We start from the raw sequence: 23423 nt of genomic DNA, 5'->3' as shown, positions 1-23423 counted from the left end.
GTGCCAGTTCAAAACACACAGCTTTTTGGTCAGCAGCGATTATCAATCGAAAACATTGTTGATATTGCACATAACCATACCCAAGTGCAAATTAGTGGTTGCAGCGAATTTAGTAGCAAAATTAATAGTGCGCTGAGTTTTTTAGATACATTATTAAAAGAAGATGGCGTTATTTACGGTGTAACGACTGGTTATGGCGACTCAGTAACCGTAGCAGTACCATTAAATTTAGTAGATGAACTCCCCCTACATTTAACGCGATTTCATGGATGTGGACTAGGCGACGTATTTAATAAAGTACAAGGACGAGCAATTTTAGCCACGCGGCTTACGTCTTTATCGCAAGGCTACTCGGGTATTAGCTGGGAAATGCTAAATTTACTGCGCGACTACTTAAATCACGATATTGTACCGGTTATTCCTCAAGAGGGATCGGTAGGTGCCAGTGGCGACTTAACGCCATTATCTTATGTTGCTGGTGCTATGATAGGCGAGCGCGACGTATATTATAAAGACACCGTACGTAATAGCTTAGCGGTAATGCAAGAAGTTGGCTTAACGCCGCTCGTGCTGCGCCCAAAAGAAGGCCTTGCAATAATGAATGGCACCGCGGTAATGACCGCATTAGCCTGCTTAGCCTTCGACAGAGCCAATTATTTAGCCAAATTAGCCAGTCGTATTACCGCCATTGCTAGCTTAGCGCTCAAAGGAAATAGCCATCATTTTGATGAAATTTTATTCTCGGTAAAACCTCACCCAGGGCAGCAGCAAATAGCACGTTGGATCAGAGATGATTTAAATCATCACGACCATCCACGTAATGCCGACCGCCTGCAAGATCGCTACTCAATTCGCTGTGCACCGCATGTTATTGGTGTGCTGCAAGACAGCTTACCGTTTTTTAGGCAAATGATCGAAAACGAATTAAACTCAGCCAACGACAACCCAATTATTGATGGCGAAGGGGAGCATGTACTGCACGGCGGGCATTTTTATGGCGGCCACATTGCCATGGCAATGGACAGCATGAAAACCGCAGTAGCTAACTTAGCTGATTTAGCCGATCGACAAATAGCCTCCTTGGTTGATACAAAATATAACAATGGCTTGGCGTCTAATTTATCAGACAGTGCCCCTGAGCGTCGTTATATAAATCATGGTTTTAAAGCGGTACAAATTGGTGCCAGTGCTTATACTGCTGAGGCATTAAAATTAACTATGCCTGCCAGTGTATTTTCGCGCTCTACCGAGTGTCACAATCAAGACAAAGTAAGTATGGGTACCATAGCCTCGCGCGATTGTTTACGTATTTTAAAGCTTACCGAGCAAGTGATGGCCAGTACCTTATTAGCCGCTATTCAAGGGTTAAGGCTGCGAATTAAACAGGGCGAATTAGAATTTACGAGTTTAACTGACGATATGCAGCATATGTATAGCGATATAACTGGTTACTTTGAAAACCTGACCGAAGACAGACCAATGGAAGCGGTGCTAAGACAAACTATTAGCTATATTCAAAGCAAACGCTGGGCGCTTTATGAATAATAAAGGCGCATTACTTTCGCACAGCGTAGAAATAGAAATCCCTTTTCATGATTGCGATCCAATGAATGTAGTGTGGCATGGTAATTACCCACGCTATTTAGAAATTGCTCGTTGTGAGTTACTCAGAATATTTGACTACGACTACCTGCAAATGAAAGACTCTGGATTTGCGTGGCCCATTGTTGATATGCAAATTAAATACGTAGCATCAGCTGTATTTACACAAAAAATTAAAGTGGCAGCGTATTTAAAAGAGTATGAAAACCGCTTACGTATTGATTATATTATTACCGATGCAATCAGTAATAAGCGCATTACCAAGGCGTCCACTACACAAGTGGCGGTAGAAATTAGCTCCAAAGAAATGCAATTTGTTTCACCCCCAATACTTTATGAAAAACTAGCCCCTTTTTTAAAGTAGCTGGCAATTAAAGGAGAAGGAATGACAATGTTTAAATTATTTATAACCAGCGTATTGCTGCTATTTTGTAGTGCATTGCAAGCAAACACGGCATCGCAGGTAAATACCACATTAAAGGCTGATACAGTAACGGGTGAGTTTAAACAATATAAACAACTTGCTGGTTTTGCATCGCCGTTCGTCTCCTCTGGGGTGTTTTCTCTAAATGCCCAAAAGCTAGTATGGCAAGTAGAACAACCGGTAAAAAGCGCATTGATTGTAGAAAATGGCCAGGTATTGGTTGAAAATGCTAAAGGGGAGTTTGTACCACAGCCAGGCAGTGAGCAGTTTGTAGGGCTTTTAACTGACTTACTCAGTGTAGATATGAGCGCCCTCGCAACACGTTTTAGTATAAAAGCGCAAAACAATTGCCTGCAACTAACCCCAAAAGAAGCGTTGTTACAGCAATTATTTAGCCACTTTACTTTGTGTGAAAGTGATAAAACGGTACACAGCATCATCCTTTATGAGCATTCAGGTAGTAAAACAACTATTAAGTTTAGTTACCCTGAGCAGCCTTAACGGCTCAATCGTTTAAATAGTTAATTAATGGAATAGTGGATTGAAAAAACGAATTGGCATTGTTTTTATTTGGTTTAGTGGTTTTATTTTGCTTTTGACCAGTATATTTTGGCTGACTAAACCTACATTTAGTGCTGATATGTTTAGTTTGCTGCCAAAATCGCATTCTCAATTAGCTTATGGCGAACAGCTGTTTTTTGAAAAAAATGCCGACCGTGTGGTGTTTTCATTTGCTGGTGAGCAAAAAAATAACGCCCACGATGAATTTAACAATTGGCTTGAGCAGCAAGGTATAACAAGCACATTTAATTTTCCCTCTATAAACGCTTTAACAACCACATTTGCGCCTTATAAATATGCACTATTAAGTAAGCTCTATAAGCAAAAAATAGCAGACAAAGCCAGCTTTGAGCAGTTTTACCTGCAGCAATTAAATCAGTTAGGATCGCCATTTGTTAGTGCTACATTAAGTACTGATATTAGTTTAAGTTTAGCTGGCTTTATTAGCGAAAACTTAAGCCAAAGCCAAGTTTTTACTATTAAACAAAACCGCCTCACTCGCCAGTATGAGGGGGTTGAATATGCAATGCTTTTTGCCACACTGCCAGAGCCAAACTTGAGCATTAATAATGCAATTAGCTTAGCTGCTAAAATTAAAACGCAAATAAACACCCTAAGTAAAGCGCACCCAAATACCACTATTTCCTATTCAGGGGTGCTGTTTCATACGGCTGAAAATGCCCAACAAGCAAAATACGAAATGAGTTTGTTTGGTGGTATTAGCCTAATGGCACTGATGGTTATGGTGTTTTGGGTATTTAGAGCGATTAGCGGTATTTTATTAGCGAGCTTTACTGTGCTTAGTGCATTAATGGGCGGTGCGATTGTTATGCTATTGGTGTTTAACAGCATACATTTATTAACCTTGGTATTTGCCGTAACCTTAATAGGCATTGCTATTGATTACGCCTTTCATGGCATGACCGACTTAGCTAAAGTAGCAAATGGAACTGCACAGCAAGCCTCTTCTAACGGCTATAGCAAAGGGGTGAAATCAGCGTTATTACTCTCTTTTATTACGACCGCATTAGGCTACAGCTGCTTATTAGGTGCACCGTTAACCTTATTAGCGCAAGTGGCTGTGTTTGTTATAGCTGGCTTATTTAGTGCATGGTTGTTTACTGTGTTAATTTTACCATTTTGGCAGCAAACACTGCGTGTATCGACATCAAGTTTATTACTCAGTAAAAAAATAACGCGGGTGTTTTTGTACTGTAATAAAATAAAAAAACCACTGTTTATTGCGCTAAGTATAGTGCTTGCAAGCTTATTGATATTAAAACCGATTGAGTTTAATGATGATATTAGATTGCTTAATGCCAGCTCTGAGCAGCTAATGGCAAGTGAAAAAAAACACTTAACTTTACTGGATCAATGGCGCAGCCATATAGTATTTATTATTGGCGACAATGCACAACACGTGTTACAAAAACAACAGCGGTTAGTTAGCGATTTAACCGCGAGTAACCCGCATATTAAACACAATGCCATTAACCGATGGCTGCCTAGTATTGAGCAGCAAAAAAATAATTTAGCGGTGTTTAATCAAGCTAAAAAAAGTGGTGTGTTTGCACTCACCGAGCAATTAACTGGGCGGCAATTAAGTAGCGGCCCCGCGCAATTTATTACCTATAACACATTATTAAATAGCGAATTTAAACCCTTATTGTTAGCGCAAATGCATGTTGAGCCGCAGCAAGCCATAACCTGGATGACAATTACCAATATTAATACACAGAGCTTAAGCGCCGTGCTTTTAAAAGATGATGGCTTATTGCTATATAATAAACCGCAGCAAATTAGTGCGTTATTAAGCGATTACCGAGCATACTTATTGTTAAGTTTAATGCTTGCAGGGGCCATTAGTTGGTTACTTTTTAGTTGGCGTTTTGGCGTAAAAATTGCCACTTTACAACTGTTAAGCTTGTTATTAGTGGTTGTTAGCATGCTGTGGGTGTGTAATGCAATTCAAGGCAGCCTGTCGTTATTTAATATGTTGGGCGCGTTGCTAGTGGTAGCCTTAGCTATTGACTACCTTGTTTTTTATCAAATAAATAAGTTACAGCCAAAAAATATATTGGCAATTAGTTTATCTGCAGCGTCTTCTATGTGGGTGTTTGGTATGTTAAGTGCCTCAAGCACCCCTGCTATTTTTAGTTTTGGACTTACCGTAATGGTAGGGATTTTAGCGGTATATATTTTATCGCCGCTGAGTGTATTACCCTCGCAAAAGGAAGGATAAAGTGAATAACCCTGAGCAGTTTGATGTTGTTGTAATTGGTGCGGGCCCCTCTGGCGCACTTGCAAGTAGCCTTTTAGTGCAAAAAGGCTGGCGAGTATTAGTGCTTGAGCAACAGATTTTTCCGCGCTTTACTATAGGTGAGAGCTTGTTACCGCAATGTATGGAGTATTTGGCCGACGCTAATTTAGTCGCTCCATTGCATGAACACGCTGCTAGTTTGGGGTTTCAGTTTAAAAACGGCGCTGCGTTTCATCGAGCGGGTGAAAATACCGCTATTAATTTTACCGAAAAATCATCACCAGGGCCAGGTACTACTTATCAAGTGAAAAGAGGGCTGTTTGATAAATTACTAGCCGATAATGCACAGCTGCAAGGGGCTGTTATTCGTTATCAGCACAGTGTTAAAGACTACAAGGTTACTGATGTTTTTGAAAACAGTTCCGATAAAGGTAATACCAATAAAGATAGTACCGATAAAAATGGTGGTGCAACCTTATTAGTACACGACGCGCAGCAGCTGCCTTACCAAGTTCAAGCACGCTTTGTGTTAGATGCCAGCGGCTTTGGCCGAGTATTACCTAAATTACTAAACTTAGAGTTACCTTCTAACTTTCCGGTACGCAGTGCTTATTTTAGCCACTTTGTAGATAATATTAGCGATGAAAATTTTGATCGTAATAAAATCCTTATTACCGTACACCCAGAGCACCGAGATATATGGTATTGGCTAATTCCCTTTAGTGATGGCACCGCAAGTATAGGTGTTGTAGCAGAGTCTGAGCGTTTTAATGACGACGAAGCAGAGGTGATGTTAAATCGCTTTTTAGAGCAAGATCCACATTTAAAAGCACTGCTAGCTAAACGCGAATTAATTGGGCCAGCTCGTAGCATAACAGGCTACTCCTCTAATGTGAGTAAGCTGTATGGACAGCACTTTGCGCTATTAGGCAATGCGGGAGAGTTTTTAGATCCGGTGTTTTCATCAGGAGTAACCATTGCGCTTAAATCAGCAAGTTTAATTGCACCTTTGGTCGATCAGTATTTAAAAGGTGAGACGATTGACTTTGAGCAGCATTATGCAAAACCGCTACAAGCGGGAGTTAACTGTTTTAGAACTTTTGTTACAGGCTGGTACGATACGCGCTTTCAAGACGTAATATTTCATACAGAGCAAAACAAACAAGTGCGAGAAATGATCAGTGCAATTTTAGCCGGATACGCATGGGACACGAGTAACCCATTTGTTGCACAAAGTGAGCGCCGCTTAAATGTGCTAGCTCAGCTGTGCCGAACCTAATATGTTGAAATTAATATGCTTAAACTAATACTCCAGCGTGCACTGCTATTGCTAACCTGCATAGTGCTGTCAGCCTGTGCGAGTCAGTTTAGTTCCAGTGCAGCTATAAGCATAGCACCTGCGGCTAGCCTAAATTTAAATAGCATGGCGCCATCGATGTATGGCCGCTCTTGGCAACAAGTGTTATTTATTACCACTGGGCAAGAGCAGCATACCTTGTTATCGCAATTGGCGGTTAATGAGGCGGGAGGGGTCAAGTTGCTGATGATGACCAGCCAGGGCTTTCCAATTGTAGAGCTTGAAAAATCACCCAAAGAGCCAATTAAAGCTAAAAAAATGCTTGTAGGCGTCGATATAAATCCTGCTTATGTATTGGCCGACATTGCCTTAGTACATTGGCCTGTCGCGTTTATAAATGAGCAGCTGAGCGGCGCACTGGTGGAGCAAGTAGGCACACACAGACAAGTACTACAAAATCATAAAACCCTGATCACCATTGACTATAACGATGATGCAATTACGCTGCATAATATTGTACGTGATTATAAAATAATATTTAAAAAGGTAACTCAGTGACATATTGGCTAAATAACTTAGGTATTGTTAGTGCGATGGGAGTAGGCCCGCAGGCAACTCTCGATAGCTTAAACAGTTATAACTCTGCAACGCCTATATTAACTCTAAATTCTACACTTAGCGCGCAACAACAGCCGTTATATGTTGGCCAAGTAACCTCGGTTGCGTTGGCGCAAAAAAAACGTATAAATACCTTTATTGATATGTGTTTAGCGCAACTACAAACAACTATTGAGCAATTTTCGCATATCGATAAATCCCGTATTGCAGTGGTGTTAGGCACGAGTACTTCGGGTATTGCAGATGGTGAACGGGCTCGTGCTCATTTTGAACACACAGCGCAATGGCCAAATGACTTTCATTATTATGAACAAGAACTTGCCACCCCAGCACACTATATTGCGCAAAAGCTTGATGCAAAGGGACCCTGTTATAGTATTTCTACAGCCTGTACATCAAGCGCAAAAGCATTACTAAGTGCCCGCGCACTGCTAAAAGCTGATATGGCCGATGTTGTTATATGCGGTGGCGTTGACACCCTATGCCAACTTACTCTCAATGGTTTTGATTCGTTAGCGTCGTTAAGTAGCGGAGTTTGCCAGCCGTTTTCAAGTAGCCGAGACGGCATTAATATTGGTGAAGGCGCGGCATTATTTGTAATGAGTAAAGGCGTAAGCGCAATTACAGATAAAGCAATTGCACTGTACGGTGGCGGCGAAAGCTCTGATGCACATCATATTTCAGCGCCCGATCCCAATGGTATGGGCGCGCAATCTGCAATGCAAAAAGCACTAAAACAAGCGCAATTAGCTGCCCATGAAATTGACTACATAAATGCACACGGTACCGCAACGCTAAAAAATGATGAAATGGAGGCACTTGCAATTAATCGTGTGTTTGGCAACAATACGCCACTTAGCTCAAGCAAGCACTTAACTGGGCATACCTTAGGAGCTGCAGGCGCAATTGAAGCCGCGCTATGCTGGCTACTTCTTAAAGAGCAAGGCCAGTATGCATTGCCGTATAACGTATTATCAACGGGCGGTAACTTGGCCGATGTAAAAATAATAAAACAAGCATTTAAGCCCAAATTGCGTTACTGCTTGTCAAACTCATTTGCCTTTGGTGGCAATAACGCCAGTTTAATTTTAGGTATTGCCAATGAATGAGCTGAGCAGTAATCACTACGCAATTGAGCAGTTGCTTGCCCACGACGCACCAATGATTTTAATTGACACTTTAACGCATTATAGCGCCGAGAGTGCGCGTTGCCAGGTAACGATTACACCGCAAAGTGCGTTTTATAATGCCGATATTGCCGGTGTACCCAGTTATATTGGGGTTGAGTATATGGCGCAGTCAATAGCCGCTTACGCAGGCGCATTAGCAAACGATGCAAATGAGCCTCCTAAAATAGGCTTTTTAATTGGTACGCGTAAATATCAAACCCATCAAGCGTGTTTTAAAGTTAATAGTAGTTTAACTATTAAAGTGCATAAGCTATATCAAGAAGAGTCGGGATTGAGTGTGTTTGAATGCCAAATAATCCACGGCGATACATTAGCATGTGAAGCAAAAATTAATGTTTTTCAGCCCGAAAATCCGCTGGAATTTATAAGAGATAATCAATGACAAAACGAATTTTAGTCACAGGTTCAAGCCGTGGCATAGGCAGGGCTATTGCGCTTAAATTAGCATCCCAAGGGTATGACATTACAGTGCATTGTAAAAGTGGTGTGGCAGATGCACAAGCAACTTGCGCAGCAATACAGGCATTAGGCCAAGCTACTAGCTTATTACAATTTGATGTATGCGACAGAGCCGCCGCCAAAGCACAAATAGAGCAAGACATAGCCCAGCATGGTGCTTATTATGGCGTGGTATGTAACGCAGGTATTACCAATGATATGGCGTTTCCGGCTATGCAAGGCGAGGACTGGGATTGCGTTATTCGTACCGGGCTTGATGGCTTTTATAATGTGGTGCACCCCACGGTAATGCCTATGGTGCAAAACCGTAAAGGTGGGCGTATTGTAACCATGGCTTCTGTATCTGGCATTGCCGGTAACCGTGGGCAAGTAAATTACAGTGCGGCAAAAGCCGGTATTATTGGCGCTACAAAAGCGTTGTCGTTAGAGTTGGCTAAGCGAAAAATAACCGTAAACTGCGTTGCACCTGGGTTAATAGAAACCGCAATGACTGACGAGTTACCGGTAGACGAAATGCTAAAAATGATCCCGCTTAAGCGTATGGGCACAGTAGAGGAAGTTGCGGGTACTGTGGCATTTTTAATCTCAGATGATGCGGCCTACATTACCCGCCAAGTCATTTCAGTTAACGGCGGTATGGTGTAATGAAGCGCGTTGTAGTGACAGGTATGTCGGTGATCACCGCACTTGGCGATGAATGGTCGGTATTTAAACAAGCACTGATCAGAGGCGAAAATGCAGTGACCACTATGCCACAGTGGGACAAAGCACCAGAGCTTAATACGCGTTTAGCGGCGCCGGTTACTCATTTTGAGCGACCGAGTCATTATAAACGTAAACAAATACGCTCAATGGGGCGAGTGGCGCTTATGTCAACACGCGCTACAGAGTGCGCGTTAGAGCAAGCCCAGTTACTCAATCATAGTAGCTTAACCGATGGCTCTACGGGGGTTTCTTATGGTTCATCTATAGGGTCAACCCCGCCGTTACTCGCGTTTGCTAATATGATGGAGTCGGGCTCTATGTCTGGGGTAACAGCCACTAGTTATATTCAAATGATGGCGCATACTGCTCCGGTTAATGTTGGAGTGTTTTTTGGCTTAAAAGGGCGAGTGATCACCACAAGCTCAGCTTGTACCTCAGGCTCACAAGGTATTGGTTATGCCTATGAAGCAATAAAATTTGGTCGTCAAAAGGTGATGGTTGCTGGTGGTGCAGAGGAGTTATGTATTACCGAAGCCGCAGTATTTGATACCTTATATGCTACCAGCACAAAAAACGACACACCCAAGTTAACCCCCAGGCCATTTGATAAAGACCGTGATGGATTAGTTATTGGCGAAGGTGCTGGCACACTGATTTTAGAAGAGTATGAACACGCAAAAGCGCGCGGTGCCACTATACTGGCAGAGGTGGTTGGTTTTGGTTGTAATAGTGATGGTGAGCATGTTACTCAACCTACCTCTAAAACAATGCAAATAGCGATTGAACAAGCCCTACACGATGCAAATTTAACCGCCCAGCAAATTGGTTATGTAAGTGCGCATGGCACCTCAACCGATCGAGGCGATATAGCAGAGTCGCATGCCACTTTTAACGCATTAGGGGCAAAACCCATTAGCTCTTTAAAAAGTTATTTAGGCCACACTTTGGGCGCATGCGGTGCTATTGAAGCGTGGGCGACGATTAATATGATGAATGATAACTGGTTTGCCCCCACAATAAACCTCACCGAGGTGGATAACGAGTGCGCTCAACTTGACTATATAACCGAGCAAGGGCGAGAAATTAACACCGATTATGTAATGAGTAATAACTTTGCTTTTGGCGGTATTAATACCTCTTTAATATTTAAACGCTATAAAATAGATTAAACCATGCAAAAGTAAAGTAATGACTAACTGTTAGCACTTTTTTACTGTATAATTTGCGACCCTTGATAATGTGGCCGCAGGTTATACACCATGAATTTTAAATCTTTTAGTTTTGCTCCTGAACTTGTTCAGGCGTTAGACGAACTTAACTATCACACCCTTACGCCCATTCAGCGCGCAGCAATTCCTGCTGTTCGTAAAGGTAAAGACGTTTTAGCAAGTGCACAAACGGGTACGGGTAAAACCGCCGCGTTTGCGCTACCAATTATTCAAAAATTATTTGAGTCTGAAGTAAGCACTACTAATGCTCCGCATGCCTTAGTTTTAGCGCCTACGCGCGAACTTGCAGAGCAAATAGCAAATAACTTTAAAGACTTCGCAAAACACACTTCGTTAAAAGTAGTCAGCTTATTTGGCGGTGTTAACACCGCAGGCCAAGCTAATGCACTTAAAGAAGGTGTTGATATTGTAGTAGCAACGCCAGGGCGTTTACTTGATCATATTCGCTTAGGTAACTTAAGCCTTGCCAGCGTAAAGCATTTAGTACTTGATGAAGCAGACCGTATGCTAGATATGGGCTTTATTGAAGAGATGCAGGGCGTTATAAAAAGCTGCGCTGACGATCGTCAAATCTTGTTGTTTTCAGCCACTTTCCCAGCAGCAATTAAACAGTTTGCATCTAAAGTATTAAAACAGCCAGAAATAGTACGTGTTGATCAAACAAACAGTACTGCTAGCACTGTAGCGCATGTGGTTTACCCAGTTGAAGAGCGCCGTAAGCAAGAGCTGCTTTCTGAGCTAATTGGTAAGAAAAACTGGCAGCAAGTGTTAGTATTTGTAAACATGAAAGAAACAGCCGATGAGCTAGTAACAGAGCTTAACCTTGATGGCATTCCGGCTGCGGTTTGTCATGGCGATAAGTCACAAGGTAATCGTCGTCGTGCGCTGCGTGAATTTAAAGAAGGTAAAGTACGTGTATTAGTGGCAACAGAAGTTGCGGCGCGTGGTATTGATATAGACGGTTTACCGCGTGTAATTAATATTGACTTACCTTGGCTTGCAGAGGACTACGTACATCGTATTGGTCGTACCGGCCGCGCAGGTAAAGAAGGCCAAGCAATTTCGTTTGTAAGCCGTGAAGAAGAAAACATGTTGTTTGAAATTGAAACCTTAATTGGTCAAAAAATTAAACGTGTTTACTTAGAAGGCTATGCAGTAAGTAACCGTGAAGTATTAATTGATAAAATTGGCAAAAAGCCTGCACACTTACGTCGTACTCGTGCTAATAAGCCATCTGGTCAAGCAACTGGCGAAGCAAGAGCAGTAAATCGCTCACGTATATCTAAAATACGTAAAAGCTTAAAAGGCGAAAAACTGTCGCTTAAAAAGTAATTAATAATGCGCTAACCTAATATGGTTATTTGCAGTTACAAAAAAACCTGAGCTTGCTCAGGTTTTTTTATGGCTTAAATTAATAAAACGCTTATTTTGCGTTTTCTAGCATTGAAAGCGCCACCGCTTCAGCTGCTTTAATACCATCAATACCTGCCGATAAAATACCACCGGCATAGCCTGCGCCTTCTCCAGAAGGGTAAAGCCCTTTAGTATTAATACTTTGAAGTGTTTTATCGCGCTTAATACTTACCGGCGAAGAGGTACGTGTTTCTACCCCTGTTAGTAAGCCATCATTAGTTGAAAAACCACGAATTTGCTTATTAAATGCCGGAATTGCTTCACGCAGAGCATCAATTGCATATTTAGGTAATACATCGGCTAAATCGGTTAATTTAATACCCGGCGTATAAGATGATTGCACATCGCCTAAAGCTGATGACGATTTACCCTTTAAAAAGTCGCCAATAAGTTGTGCTGGCGCATCGTAATTACTGCCGCCAAGTTCGTATGCTTGTTTTTCAAGTTTACGTTGTAACTCAATACCCGCTAATGGGTGACCCGGGAAGTCTTGCTCTGGCGAAATACCTACAACAATAGCGCTGTTTGCATTGCGCTCACTACGAGAATATTGGCTCATACCATTGGTAACAACTAGGCCTTCTTCAGAGGTGGCTGCAACCACAGTCCCCCCTGGGCACATACAAAAACTATATACGGTACGGCCATTATCACAGTGGTGAACTAGTTTGTAATCAGCAGAGCCTAAAATGGGGTTACCTGCATTGTCGCCAAAACGGCACTCATCGATCATAGATTGCTTATGCTCGATCCTAAAACCCACCGAAAATGGTTTAGCTTCCATGTAAATACCTTTTTTATATAGCATATCAAAGGTATCACGGGCACTGTGACCCACAGCAAGCACTACATGGCGGGTATTTAGCTGCTCGCCATTTGACAAGGTTAAGCCCGTTACTTGGCCGTTTTCTAAATGAATGTCGTCTACGCGAGTGCTAAAGCGAATTTCGCCGCCAAGTTCTACAATATGCGCGCGCATTTTTTCAATCATAGTTACCAGTTTAAAGGTTCCTATGTGTGGCTTACTTACGTATAAAATTTCTTCTGGCGCGCCAGCGGCAACAAACTCGGTAATAACTTTACGGCCATAATGTTTTGGATCTTTTACTTGGCTGTATAATTTACCGTCGGAGAATGTACCTGCGCCGCCTTCACCAAATTGTACATTTGACTCGGTATTTAGTGCGCGCTTACGCCAAAAACCAAAGGTATCTTTAGTGCGCTCGCGTACTTCTTTACCACGCTCTAATATAATTGGCTTAAAGCCCATTTGTGCCAACACTAAACCTGCAAATAAACCACAAGGGCCAAAGCCTATTACGACAGGGCGCTCTTTTAAATCGTTATTTGCCTGGGCAACAAACTTATAAGCGGTGTCGGGTGCTACTTTTACATGCTGATCTTTGGCAAAAGTTGTGAGTAACTGCTCTTCGTTATCAACGCTTATATCTAAGGTATAAATAAGTAAAATAGCTGTTTTTTTACGGGCATCGTAACCACGTTTAAACACATTAAAACTATGTAACTGTTCTGGCGTTATTTTTAGCTTACTGACAATGGCATCTTTAATTGCATTTTCGTCATGATCTAGCGGTAGTTTTATTTCGGTTAAACGTATCATTTTGTCTCTTTTAGGTGTCTTAGCGGGCTTTTAATTACCGCTCACAATAAGGGGAGTAGCGCAAATAGCACCACAAAACATAAGGCGCTTATTTTACGTTAAATTACGCTATTATGGCACTTATATATTGTATTTTAGCCTTGGTTGGGTATGATCCGCCGTTGTCGTTATAAAACCTTAGGCATTGAACCATTATGGCATTTGTAGTCACCGAAAACTGTATTAAATGTAAGTACACAGATTGCGTATCAGTGTGCCCAGCAGATGCATTTTTTGAAGGCCCTAACTTTTTAGCTATAAGCCCAATTGATTGCATTGACTGTGGTTTATGCGTACCTGAATGTTCAGCTGATGCTATTTATCAAGAAGATGAATTACCAGAGTCACAACAAGAGTTTACCGAACTAAATGCCGAGCTTGCACTTATATGGCCACGCATTACGCAGGCAAAACCAGCCCCAGCCGATGCTGATGAGTGGAATGGTATTGCTGATAAACTCAAGCTTATTGAAACCTAATCGCTGCGCTTAAATATTTCTTTATTATTAATTAGTTAATGATATGCAAAAAACTATTTGCAAGGTGTTAACAAATCCATTGGTATAAACTACAATCCACGCCAGAAATTACTCTTATTGAGTAATTTAAGTCTAAATGGATGTTTATGCAGTACTTAATAATAAAAAAACAATCAGTGTTCTTTATTTTAAGCTTTTTCTTTCTTTTACTCACCACTCCAAGCGCGCTTGCCAATAAACAACACTATTCACTCACGCGTATTAATAAAAATATAACAGTAGATGGGGTAATGAATGAGGCGCATTGGCAAGATGCCACGCGCATTGCATTGCAGTTTCAAGATGAACCAAATGAAAAAGGTACGCCACCGGTAAAAACCGATGCTTATATATACGAAGACGGCAGTAACTTATATGTAGCGTTTGTTGCACACGATCCTGACCCAACGCACATTCGCGCTGCACTGCGAGATCGCGATACTCTGTGGCAAGATGACACCGTGGCACTAGTAATTGATACCTTTAATGATGAGCGCTCTGGTTATGAATTTTATGTGAACCCGCTAGGGGCTCAGGGCGATATTCGCATGACCGACACCGATGGCTGGCAACAAGACCTTTCTTGGAATGCCATTTGGGATAGCGCAGGCAAGATTACTGAGCAAGGTTATGTGGTAGAAATGCGTATTCCTTTTAAAGCGCTGCGTTTTGCACAAAATAAAGAGCAATTAACCTGGGGTTTTGCCCTAATGCGCAATTATCAACGAGATGTGCTTTATCAGTTATCAAACATTGGGTTTGATCGCGATATTAAGTGCAGCCTTTGTCAGTTTGATAAACTTACCGGCTTTGAAAAAATAACGGCCAGCAAAAACCTGCAATTAACGCCTACTTTAACTGCGCTGCGTAACGATACCAAATCACAGTTACCGGGTGATTGGGAAAATGGCGATGTAAACGCCGAAGTGGGTATAGATTTACGCTGGGGCTTAAGCCAAGACGCCGTTATAAACGCCACTATAAATCCAGACTTCTCGCAAGTGGAAACCGACTCTCTGGCACTGGATATTAATACCACTTACTCTATATACTATGAAGAAAAACGGCCGTTTTTTTTAGACGGTGCGTCATATTTTAAAAGTAGTTTATTTGAGCTTTTATATACTCGCACCATTGCAGAGCCTAATCTAGGCGCTAAATTAACCGGCAAAACAGCTAATCACAGTTATGCGGTGATGTTTGCCGATGACGACAATAGCAATATTTTACTGCCAACTAATCAGGGCTCAGGATTTGCAAGCTTAAACGAAAATACCAAAGTGGCAGTGGCGCGTTACCAGTACGATATTGGCCAGCAAGGCACTATAGGGGTTTCAAGTACGCATCGTGAAGGTGATGACTATCGCAATACGGTTTTATCAGTTGACGGTAGTTACTGGTTTAATCAATCAGACACCTTAAGTTATCAAGTTGCGAGCAGTGATACCCGCAACTCAGCATTTTTAGTTGAAAATTATAACCTGTCACAAACACAATCCGATCAAGCGTATGCAATTAAGCTCACCCGCGATAAACGCGATTATAAATTATTCGCAGAGTACGAAAATATTGGCGCAGATTATCGTGCTGATTTAGGCTATCAAGCTAAGGTCGATTACGAAAAAGTTATTTTAGGAGGCGGGCAAACCTGGTATCGAGATGAAAATGATTTAGTTACCTCTTGGTCATATGTAGCTGATTGGGATAAAACCTGGGCGAAAAATGGCGATTTACTTGAGCAAGAGTACGAAGGTTATTTAAGCTTTAAAGGCCAAAAACAGTCTATTTTCGAAATAGGGCTGATACATAGGTATGAAACTTATAACACTAATTTTTATAATCAAAACATTGGTTATATTTACAGCGGATTTAAACCAACAAAAGATCTTAGGCTGTCTTTGTATGTTGAATACGGGAGTCGCATTGACTACAGTAATGAGCAACTAGGTGACGCCTTTGATACCCAAACTCAAGCGGTGTGGGATATAAACAATCACTGGCAAGTTGACATAAAGCATAGCTACAGCCAATTAGACAACCCACAAGGGGAGCGTGTTTTTACAGCTAACCTAATTGATTTTAGGCTTTACTATAAATTTAATATGCGCTCAATGCTAAAGCTTATTTGGCAATTTGAAGATATTGATCGCAACGAAAATGCTTATTTTTATCAAGTGAACCAAACTAATAAAGATTACGGCAGCCAACTCGTTTATTCGTACAAAATTAATGCGCAAACATTATTTTACTTAGGGTATTCAGATAAAGGTTACCAAGATGATTCACTTAAAAGTTTAGAGCGCGACCAGCGCACTTTTTTTACTAAAGTCAGTTACGCATGGCAGCTTTAAGCAAGGTAAAAAACAACTCGAGTAGGGCTAGCAAGGATGATGGTTTGGATAAGTTTATCAACGCTTATAAAAGTAGATGCTCTAATAATTTAATAGCTTGAAAACTATGTAAAAAGGGTATTACGATTGCCATTGATGATTTTGCACTGGTTTTAGCTTTGTAAGTACTTTGGCTGATTTACCTATAGATGTGATTAAAATTGCTCGATCTTTTATTACTCAAGCAAATAAAAGTAAAAATGCCACTTAACTTAAGTGGCATTTTTTTGCTAAGTAATAGCATTCATTTAATTAATTAAGTTTATAAATTAAACGTACGTGATACGGCCAACACCAGGCGCTCATCTGTGTAGTCGTAATCTAAGCTGGTGTTCTCGGCGGCAACTTCAATATTAAAGCCTTCATAGCTAGTTTGGTATGCTAAGCGGTAATGGTTGTAAGATTTTTTTTCATTGCTATCCCACGCGTATTTTTTACCGTCTAATGAGTTTGAAATATCAAAACTTGCACGTAACGCATGGTTAGGTGCTAACTCATATGTATGCGCTATTTGTGATATAATATGCCCTGCGCCGCTGCCAAAGTAGTCCCAGCTGTACCAAAAGTTAAGCTCTGTTTGGCCATAATCACTCGCATAGCCAAATTTTGTATAGGCTTCGCCATAATTAAAATCACTGCCGTCACCTTGATACGTATAATAAGCAATACCGTAATCTAGACTAACCTGTTCGTTAAGTTGCATAAAACGCCCAACGTAAGCGTCAAGCTCAAAGTCTATATCGTCGAGACCAATAATATCTACGTTAGAGGCCCAAATACCCGCATAAACACCGTTATCAAATGCATAATCAAGGCTTGCTTGAATTGCTGGGTCACTGTCGGTTTGGGATACACCATTAAAAGTATAGTCAGAAGCTGCAGTAATAGTTGTTGACCAATTAGCCGCTGCAGTTGTAGATAAAAGTGTAAAAGGTAAAGCGATAAAAAGTTGTTTTAGTTTATTATGCATAGTGTTTTTCCTAGCTCATATTTTCAATTTTGGTGTAATCAATTTTGTTTGCTTTTGGTGAGCCTATAATGTCGTTCACCGTTTTTAATTTGTTGTAGCCAATATAAGCAATACAAATAAAGAACAAGGCAATAACTAATGCGCCAACCCATTGAATTTGCAAAAACTCTAACTTAAATAGTAATGTTAACAACGACAAAGCAACAATATTCATGGTTAAGTATTTAAATTTACCTAAGCGTTTAACCGTCAAGTTTAAGTTATCTGTGTATAACCGGATAAGCGAATCAAGAGAGTTAATTACAAAAATAATACCAACAAATACCATGGCAAAGTTTTTAATACCTTCGGTAGGAATACCAGCTTCGTGGTAGTGATAAAGCACACTAAACCAGATAGCAATTGGAATTGATGGGAAAATCAACATTGCAGCCAATACCTGGTAAGTTCTTAATCCACCGACAAAACGTGCAGTAAATTGACCTATCATGATGCTCCATGCAAACCACCAAAATAAATAAAACGCATGGTAGTCATTTAGCGGTAAAACAAATTCATTAATATTGGCAAAATAAGTACCAATAGCGCCTAAGTTATTCGAAAAGGCAGACAATTCACTGTCACCAAATACAAATGCACCCGCCCACATAAAGGCAATGAGCGCTAAAAACATCCAAGTAGTAGAAATACTTAAAATACGTACATACTTAATGTCGGTACTCGAGTAGGCAGCAAACGATATTGCAGCCAACACAATTAAATAAAACACCGGAATAACACTCGAACCATCGCCTAAATCGGGTAAGTACCAAGGTAAATTAGTCAGTAGTAGGTAAGCAGTAAATGCACAGGTGCCAATGATGACAACGTTATTAATAAACTTAACCCAAGGAATTTCGAAAAATTTAACTTTAGGTTCTATTACACAGAAATAAAAGCACGTAAGAAAGTAAAATCCCCAGATTAAAAACCCCCAATAGCCAAACTCAATAGCTAGCGGATTTGCAAATGCGTACTCTGGGCTTGCTTTTATGTCTGCATAACCGGCAAATTCGGTTAACGGAAACATAATAAGGCCAACATCTAGGCCTGAGGTAAATAATATGGCTATAAAGGTAAATGTTCTAACTGGCGTTACGCCTACAACACGTACATTGCCCCATTTAAATAAAATAGCGATTACAGCTAATAAGGTGAAAATAATCCCAGCACTAAGCCAAATAGTCATTATCGCCCTCCCAAAATAAATAAAAGTAATTCATAAATACTCCGTTTATTGTTTTTCTCGCGTTAACACAACATAACCAATTTATATCGTGAGCCACGGCGAGCCTCACAAAGGGTTAACTACCTAAGTAGCTAAACCTTTGCCAGTGGCTTAATTTATATCTTGCTATTACGTTGTGTTGTTTGCCAGTTAGCGCTCATTGCTACAGATGCATTGAGTTTTGCTAGTGGTTTATTACCTAAAATAATATCAGCGGCTTTTTCGGCCACCATAATGGTAGGGCCGTTTAAGTTACCGTTTGGTATGGTTGGAAATATAGACGAGTCAACTACTCGTAAACCTGCAATCCCATGTACTTGGGTGTTTGAATTAACGACTGCCAGTTCATCTTCACCCATTTTGCAAGAGCAAGAAGGGTGATAAGCGCTTTCAACCGTTTGACGTACAAAGGCATCTATTTCTGCATCGGTTTGAATATGCTTACCTGGCTGAATTTCTTCATCGCGATAATCATCAAAGGCACTTTGCTCAATAATTTCACGAGTTAGGCGTACACAGGCTCTAAAGCCTTCAATGTCATCTTGATGTTGTAGGTAATTAAACACAATTTTAGGTGGTTGCTGAGGATCAGCCGATGCAATAGTAACGCTGCCGCGGCTTTTTGGCTTGTTATGACCTACATGTACTTGAAAACCATGGCCGTCAAAGGCACTGCGTCCGTCGTAGCGCATTGCGGCAGGTAAAAAGTGGTATTGCAAATCTGGCCATTCAACTCCAGGCTTAGAACGAATAAAAGCACATGATTCAAAGTGATTTGTAGCGCCCAGTCCCTTGCGGGTTAATAACCAACGCGCACCAATTAAACCTTTTGAAATTAACCCTAATTTACCGTTTAAGGTAATAGGTTGTTTGCACTTATATTGAAAGTAAAACTCAAGATGATCTTGTAAGTTTTGCCCTACACCGGGTAAATGGTGTTTTACCTCAATGCCAGCTTTTTTAAGCACTTCGCTATCGCCAATACCCGATAGCTGTAAAATATGTGGCGAGCCAATAGAGCCGGCGCTTAATATCACTTCTTTTGCAGCAACAGCGGTTTTAATTTCGCCATTTACTTTGTATTCAATACCAGTGGCTTTTTTGCCCTCTAAAACAACGCGCTGGGCAAGTGCACCGGTAACAATAGTTAAATTATTACGCGATTTGACTGGGTCTAAATATTCACGCGCGGCTGAGCTACGTACACCGTCTTTTACCGTCATGTGCATTGGCCCAAAGCCTTCTTGCTGCGAGGCATTGTAGTCGTTAGTGTGTGCGTAACCCGCTTCAATGCCCGCTTTAATAAAGGTGCTGTACAAAGGGTTTTTCATTTCGTTACCGTTATTAACGCCCAGCGGGCCTTTACCGCCACGGTACTTATTTTCACCTAAGTAAAAGCTTTCTGCTTTTTGAAAATACGGTAAACACGACTGATAATCCCAGCCGTTTGCGCCATTTTGTTGCCATTCGTCAAAGTCTTTTGCATGGCCGCGTACATACACCATGCCATTTATAGATGACGAACCACCGAGTACTTTACCGCGCGGACAATGCATTTCGCGGTTGTCTAAATACGGCTCAGGTTGGGTATGAAACTGCCACGCGTACTTATCGCTATTCATTGGAATAGAAAGCGCGGTAGGCATTTTTATAAAAATGCTTTTATCACTGCCACCCGTTTCTAGTAGTAATACACGGGTGTTTTTATCGGCTGATAAGCGATTTGCTAACACGCAACCTGCAGAGCCTGCGCCCACAATAATATAGTCATACGAATTACTCATAATCAGTATCCTTTAAAATGGGCTTTCTATGTCGGTCATACCAACATAAACAGATTTAGTTTGGGTATAAGTATCGAGGGTTTCTATGCCGTTTTCGCGGCCAATGCCCGATTGCTTGTAACCACCCACTGGCATTTCTGCAGGTGAGTTACCATAAGCGTTAATCCAACAAATACCCGCTTGTAGTTGATGAATAACACGGTGTGCACGTTTAATGTCGCTAGTAAATACACCGGCAGCTAGACCAAGGTGAGTACCGTTTGCACGTTTAATCACATCGTCTTCGTCATCAAATACCAACACGCTCATTACTGGGCCAAATATTTCCTCTTTAACTATGCTCATGTCATCGTTGCAATCAATAAACACAGTAGGGGCAACAAAATAGCCGTTAGGTGCAGATGCAGGTGAAAGTGTTGTACCACCTGTTAGTAGCGTTGCGCCCTCTGCAATACCTTTATTAACGTAGCTCATTACTAAGTCTTGATGCTTTTTAGAAATTAGCGCGCCAAAGTTAGTATTTAAATCTTGAGGATCGCCGGCAATAATATTTTGTTCAGTGCGGGTTTTAAGCTCATCAATAAATTGTTGATATACATTTTTATGAACATAAATACGGGTACAATTAGTACACACTTCGCCTTGAGTATAAAAGTTGCCTAACATTGCAGCACTTACTGCTTGTTCAATATTGGCATCATCAAATACAATTAATGGCGACTTACCACCAAGCTCCATGGTGACATCTTTTAAAGATCCCGCAGCGCTCGCAACTACCTTTTTACCTGTACCCACTTCGCCAGTAAACGACACTTTATCTATATCAGTATGCTGTGTTAGCCATTGGCCTACATCGCCTGCGCCTTGTACTACATTAAATACACCTGCGGGTACGCCAGCTTCTACAAAAATTTCAGCTAGCTTAATTGCGCCAAGTGGTGTTTCTTCCGATGGTTTAAAAATAAACGCATTACCAGCGGCAAGAGCAGGGCCCGATTTCCAACAGGCAATTTGTAGCGGGTAGTTCCACGCACCAATACCAGCGCAAATACCTAAAGGCTCTTTACGGGTATAGTAAAAGTCGCTGCCAACCATTTGTTGTTGGCCAACTTGTGCCGGTGCTAAACCAGCAAAGAATTCAATAACATCAGCGCCTGTTTCAATATCTACACAGTTTGCTTCTTGCATTGGTTTGCCGGTATCAAGTACCTCTACCAGCGCTAGCTCATCATTGCGCTCGCGTAAAATTGCTACGGCCTTGAGTAAAATGCGACTGCGCTCAATAGGCGACATGACCGACCACTGCGCAAAACCTTGCTTTGCACTTGCAATGGCACCGTTTTGAATAAACTCGTCAGCAATTTCTACTGCATAAATAACTTCACCCGTAGCAGGGTTAGTTACATCAAATGTTTTGCCGCTTTTATTTGCAAGGAAATGGCCGTTAATAAAATTTTGATAGACAGGTGTTGTCACGCTAGGCTCCATATTGCTTGATGAGTGAATGCACATAACTTTTTGCTAGCTTTTCACTGTGATTAAACTGATGTTCGTTTGATTTACTAAGTACTGCTCGTAACCATAGGCCGTCGATCATGGCGGCGCTAAGTTCGGCTGCTTGTTTTGCTTGCTCAGCGGGCATTAATTGCTTAAATGAAAATGCTAAATTACTTTGCAAGCGTTTGCTGTTTACATTTTGTAGCCGGTGTAATCCGGCATCGTGCATTGATTGTGCCCAAAAGCTCAACCAAGTTCGTGTAGTATCTGAGCGCTGTTGCACAAGTGCAAAGTTGGCTTCAATAATAAACATTAAGCGCTGCGTCGCGTTGGTATTTGCTTCAAGTTTGCAAACAAGCTCCTGTTTTAAACTCGTAAGTAAATACCTCACCGTTGCTTCAATTAATCCCTGTTTACCACCAAAGTAATGACTAATTATTCCAGAGGATAATCCCGCATTTTTACTAATACTGTTAATAGTGGTTGCCTGTAAACCGCGCTGTGCAACCGACTCAATTGTTGCGTCAATTAGCTGCTGACGTCTTATAGGTTCCATTCCAACTTTAGGCATATTTATTATTAATTGACCGTTCAATGAACATAAGTTTAAGGTAATAGTTCTAACAATTCAAGGCGCAGGTAAATGATCGGATGCCTAAATGTAGATTAAATATTAACAAGAAATGTGATCTAGTATACGTAAATAACAAACATTGAATTTGTTTTATATTATTTAAAAACAAGAGTTTATGTGTTATTTTGTAGTGCAATAGGGGAGGGTTATTTTGGCTAAGAAATAAAATGTAAATAATTTAAAATAATATGCTTAGTACGGTAATCATTAGAGCACTAACGGTATGTGTTGCTGTTTATATAGCCAAAATTGCAATGGATATAATTATAACGACAGGCTGGTTTTATAAAGTTAATTGTAAATATAGCAAAGCAAGAAGGGCTAATATAGGTACAAAGCAGACGTATTGTTACAGCTTAATTTAAGGCGCTAATATACCTTTGAACAAAAGAGGATAACGCCTAAGACGATTTCCAATGTAGTCATCGGCCATAATTTGTGCGCAAATTTCATCCACGTTATTACATGCTGCAAACACCCAGTCAAATCGCTCAATAGCGAGGAGAAAGCCTTTTTTTAAATGGGTTTGGGTACGGTAGTAAGCTAGGTTGTGGCGAATAATTTCGAGCTTGTTCGGATTAGCTTCAAGCTCAATAATTACTTGCGTAATAAAGGAAGTATTGAGCTTGCTAGTGGCGCGTTTTTTAAGCCTGGGTGGCAGCATTAGGTTTCATTGGCAATATTGTGTAATTTTTTTAAAAAGTCATCTTTGTGTTTTTCATGTTCGTAATCAAGATGATACGTATTATGAAACCCAAAACGCAGTTCTACGCCGCTGCCTTGTAAATAAATGGTATAACCGTCTGCGTCTGAATACGCGGTAACGCCTTGATAATGCTTACCATCATCCTGCATTTCGCCGCGTTGTATTATGCGTTCATACACAGCCAAAATTTGCTTGTTGTCGATTTCATTTTTCATTAATTAATCCTTAACTTTACAAGT

At 41.0% G+C, this 23423-nt stretch carries 21 protein-coding genes and 1 pseudogene; 14 read left to right on the top strand and 8 right to left on the bottom strand.

Features of this window, described 5'->3' with window-relative positions:
* From HC000_RS02750 to HC000_RS02700, 11 genes are all read left to right on the top strand, one after another.
* Positions 1 to 1545 (top strand): aromatic amino acid ammonia-lyase, encoded by a 1545-nt coding sequence (locus HC000_RS02750; RefSeq protein ID WP_179806912.1) that lies wholly within the window; start codon positions 1 to 3, stop codon positions 1543 to 1545.
* Positions 1538 to 1966 carry an acyl-CoA thioesterase gene (locus HC000_RS02745; protein WP_179806911.1) on the top strand — a complete coding sequence of 143 codons (429 nt, stop codon included), beginning with the start codon at positions 1538 to 1540 and terminating at the stop codon, positions 1964 to 1966. The genes HC000_RS02750 and HC000_RS02745 overlap by 8 nt, the downstream gene beginning before the upstream one ends.
* 21 nt (positions 1967 to 1987) lie before the next feature.
* Positions 1988 to 2527 carry an outer membrane lipoprotein carrier protein LolA gene (locus tag HC000_RS02740; RefSeq protein ID WP_179806910.1) on the top strand — a complete coding sequence of 180 codons (540 nt, stop codon included), beginning with the start codon at positions 1988 to 1990 and terminating at the stop codon, positions 2525 to 2527.
* Between the two features lie 40 nt (positions 2528 to 2567).
* A complete protein-coding gene (locus HC000_RS02735; RefSeq protein WP_179806909.1) occupies positions 2568 to 4829 on the top strand; it encodes a transporter in 2262 nt (753 codons plus the stop codon).
* A gap of 1 nt (position 4830) precedes the next feature.
* Positions 4831 to 6126 (top strand): NAD(P)/FAD-dependent oxidoreductase, encoded by a 1296-nt coding sequence (locus HC000_RS02730; RefSeq protein WP_179806908.1) that lies wholly within the window; start codon positions 4831 to 4833, stop codon positions 6124 to 6126.
* A 15-nt stretch (positions 6127 to 6141) separates the two neighbouring features.
* Positions 6142 to 6702, top strand: coding sequence for a DUF3261 domain-containing protein (locus HC000_RS02725; RefSeq protein WP_179806907.1), 561 nt, complete (start codon positions 6142 to 6144; stop codon positions 6700 to 6702).
* Positions 6699 to 7871 (top strand): beta-ketoacyl-ACP synthase, encoded by a 1173-nt coding sequence (locus HC000_RS02720; protein WP_179806906.1) that lies wholly within the window; start codon positions 6699 to 6701, stop codon positions 7869 to 7871. The genes HC000_RS02725 and HC000_RS02720 overlap by 4 nt, the downstream gene beginning before the upstream one ends.
* Positions 7864 to 8334 carry a hotdog family protein gene (locus HC000_RS02715; protein WP_225740935.1) on the top strand — a complete coding sequence of 157 codons (471 nt, stop codon included), beginning with the start codon at positions 7864 to 7866 and terminating at the stop codon, positions 8332 to 8334. Before HC000_RS02720 ends, HC000_RS02715 begins: the two co-directional genes overlap by 8 nt.
* Positions 8331 to 9056, top strand: coding sequence for a 3-ketoacyl-ACP reductase FabG2 (locus tag HC000_RS02710; RefSeq protein WP_086995832.1), 726 nt, complete (start codon positions 8331 to 8333; stop codon positions 9054 to 9056). The genes HC000_RS02715 and HC000_RS02710 overlap by 4 nt, the downstream gene beginning before the upstream one ends.
* Positions 9056 to 10285, top strand: a complete 1230-nt coding sequence (locus HC000_RS02705; RefSeq protein ID WP_179806905.1) for a beta-ketoacyl-ACP synthase — start codon at positions 9056 to 9058, stop codon at positions 10283 to 10285. The genes HC000_RS02710 and HC000_RS02705 overlap by 1 nt, the downstream gene beginning before the upstream one ends.
* Before the next feature lie 90 nt (positions 10286 to 10375).
* Positions 10376 to 11677 (top strand): DEAD/DEAH box helicase, encoded by a 1302-nt coding sequence (locus HC000_RS02700; RefSeq protein ID WP_011330036.1) that lies wholly within the window; start codon positions 10376 to 10378, stop codon positions 11675 to 11677.
* Between the two features lie 91 nt (positions 11678 to 11768).
* On the opposite strand, the gene HC000_RS02695 is transcribed toward HC000_RS02700, so the two are convergent.
* Positions 11769 to 13379 carry an NAD(P)/FAD-dependent oxidoreductase gene (locus HC000_RS02695; RefSeq protein ID WP_179806904.1) on the bottom strand — a complete coding sequence of 537 codons (1611 nt, stop codon included), beginning with the start codon at positions 13377 to 13379 and terminating at the stop codon, positions 11769 to 11771.
* 194 nt (positions 13380 to 13573) lie between these two features.
* Between HC000_RS02695 and fdxA the strand changes: the two genes are divergently transcribed.
* From fdxA to HC000_RS18500, 3 genes and pseudogenes are all read left to right on the top strand, one after another.
* Complete coding sequence (gene fdxA, locus HC000_RS02690) at positions 13574 to 13897, top strand: ferredoxin FdxA (RefSeq protein ID WP_011330038.1); 324 nt, start codon at positions 13574 to 13576, stop codon at positions 13895 to 13897.
* A gap of 146 nt (positions 13898 to 14043) precedes the next feature.
* Positions 14044 to 16287 carry a carbohydrate binding family 9 domain-containing protein gene (locus HC000_RS02685; protein WP_179806903.1) on the top strand — a complete coding sequence of 748 codons (2244 nt, stop codon included), beginning with the start codon at positions 14044 to 14046 and terminating at the stop codon, positions 16285 to 16287.
* A gap of 36 nt (positions 16288 to 16323) precedes the next feature.
* Positions 16324 to 16525, top strand: a pseudogene (locus HC000_RS18500) (EAL domain-containing protein); the annotation flags it as partial.
* Positions 16526 to 16588: 63 nt separating this feature from the next.
* Here the strand turns inward: HC000_RS18500 and HC000_RS02680 are convergent.
* The 7 genes from HC000_RS02680 to HC000_RS02650 all read right to left on the bottom strand — a co-directional run bounded on the left by HC000_RS02680 (position 16589) and on the right by HC000_RS02650 (position 23399).
* A complete protein-coding gene (locus tag HC000_RS02680; RefSeq protein ID WP_179806902.1) occupies positions 16589 to 17296 on the bottom strand; it encodes a TorF family putative porin in 708 nt (235 codons plus the stop codon).
* 10 nt (positions 17297 to 17306) lie between these two features.
* Positions 17307 to 18524 carry a BCCT family transporter gene (locus HC000_RS02675; RefSeq protein ID WP_179806901.1) on the bottom strand — a complete coding sequence of 406 codons (1218 nt, stop codon included), beginning with the start codon at positions 18522 to 18524 and terminating at the stop codon, positions 17307 to 17309.
* A 155-nt stretch (positions 18525 to 18679) separates the two neighbouring features.
* Positions 18680 to 20347 carry a choline dehydrogenase gene (betA, locus tag HC000_RS02670; RefSeq protein WP_179806900.1) on the bottom strand — a complete coding sequence of 556 codons (1668 nt, stop codon included), beginning with the start codon at positions 20345 to 20347 and terminating at the stop codon, positions 18680 to 18682.
* A 12-nt stretch (positions 20348 to 20359) separates the two neighbouring features.
* Complete coding sequence (gene betB / locus HC000_RS02665) at positions 20360 to 21823, bottom strand: betaine-aldehyde dehydrogenase (protein ID WP_179806899.1); 1464 nt, start codon at positions 21821 to 21823, stop codon at positions 20360 to 20362.
* 1 nt (position 21824) lies between these two features.
* The gene (betI, locus tag HC000_RS02660; RefSeq protein ID WP_179806920.1) at positions 21825 to 22400 is read right to left on the bottom strand and encodes a transcriptional regulator BetI; all 576 of its coding nucleotides are present in this window, start codon (positions 22398 to 22400) and stop codon (positions 21825 to 21827) included.
* A 439-nt stretch (positions 22401 to 22839) separates the two neighbouring features.
* Positions 22840 to 23142, bottom strand: a complete 303-nt coding sequence (locus tag HC000_RS02655; protein ID WP_179806898.1) for a hypothetical protein — start codon at positions 23140 to 23142, stop codon at positions 22840 to 22842.
* The gene (locus HC000_RS02650; RefSeq protein WP_011330048.1) at positions 23142 to 23399 is read right to left on the bottom strand and encodes a DUF3081 domain-containing protein; all 258 of its coding nucleotides are present in this window, start codon (positions 23397 to 23399) and stop codon (positions 23142 to 23144) included. The genes HC000_RS02655 and HC000_RS02650 overlap by 1 nt, the downstream gene beginning before the upstream one ends.
* Positions 23400 to 23423: the final 24 nt, after the last annotated feature.

The organism is Pseudoalteromonas sp. MIP2626, assembly GCF_013414205.1.
GTDB lineage: Bacteria > Pseudomonadota > Gammaproteobacteria > Enterobacterales > Alteromonadaceae > Pseudoalteromonas > Pseudoalteromonas nigrifaciens.
The sequence above is the reverse complement of the archived record's forward strand: the minus strand, read 5'-3'. Positions and strand labels throughout refer to the sequence as shown.

What these genes read in the sequence shown, in the direction of transcription:
- HC000_RS02680 (WP_179806902.1), bottom strand. Translation starts at nt 17,296, where the DNA reads ATGCATAATAAACTAAAACAACTTTTTATCGCTTTACCTTTTACACTT.
- HC000_RS02725 (WP_179806907.1), top strand. Translation starts at nt 6,142, where the DNA reads ATGCTTAAACTAATACTCCAGCGTGCACTGCTATTGCTAACCTGCATA.
- HC000_RS02675 (WP_179806901.1), bottom strand. Translation starts at nt 18,524, where the DNA reads ATGACTATTTGGCTTAGTGCTGGGATTATTTTCACCTTATTAGCTGTA.
- betA (WP_179806900.1), bottom strand. Translation starts at nt 20,347, where the DNA reads ATGAGTAATTCGTATGACTATATTATTGTGGGCGCAGGCTCTGCAGGT.
- HC000_RS02695 (WP_179806904.1), bottom strand. Translation starts at nt 13,379, where the DNA reads ATGATACGTTTAACCGAAATAAAACTACCGCTAGATCATGACGAAAAT.
- HC000_RS02685 (WP_179806903.1), top strand. Translation starts at nt 14,044, where the DNA reads ATGCAGTACTTAATAATAAAAAAACAATCAGTGTTCTTTATTTTAAGC.
- betI (WP_179806920.1), bottom strand. Translation starts at nt 22,400, where the DNA reads ATGGAACCTATAAGACGTCAGCAGCTAATTGACGCAACAATTGAGTCG.
- HC000_RS02745 (WP_179806911.1), top strand. Translation starts at nt 1,538, where the DNA reads ATGAATAATAAAGGCGCATTACTTTCGCACAGCGTAGAAATAGAAATC.
- HC000_RS02715 (WP_225740935.1), top strand. Translation starts at nt 7,864, where the DNA reads ATGAATGAGCTGAGCAGTAATCACTACGCAATTGAGCAGTTGCTTGCC.
- HC000_RS02710 (WP_086995832.1), top strand. Translation starts at nt 8,331, where the DNA reads ATGACAAAACGAATTTTAGTCACAGGTTCAAGCCGTGGCATAGGCAGG.
- HC000_RS02705 (WP_179806905.1), top strand. Translation starts at nt 9,056, where the DNA reads ATGAAGCGCGTTGTAGTGACAGGTATGTCGGTGATCACCGCACTTGGC.
- HC000_RS02655 (WP_179806898.1), bottom strand. Translation starts at nt 23,142, where the DNA reads ATGCTGCCACCCAGGCTTAAAAAACGCGCCACTAGCAAGCTCAATACT.
- HC000_RS02650 (WP_011330048.1), bottom strand. Translation starts at nt 23,399, where the DNA reads ATGAAAAATGAAATCGACAACAAGCAAATTTTGGCTGTGTATGAACGC.
- HC000_RS02740 (WP_179806910.1), top strand. Translation starts at nt 1,988, where the DNA reads ATGACAATGTTTAAATTATTTATAACCAGCGTATTGCTGCTATTTTGT.
- fdxA (WP_011330038.1), top strand. Translation starts at nt 13,574, where the DNA reads ATGGCATTTGTAGTCACCGAAAACTGTATTAAATGTAAGTACACAGAT.
- HC000_RS02700 (WP_011330036.1), top strand. Translation starts at nt 10,376, where the DNA reads ATGAATTTTAAATCTTTTAGTTTTGCTCCTGAACTTGTTCAGGCGTTA.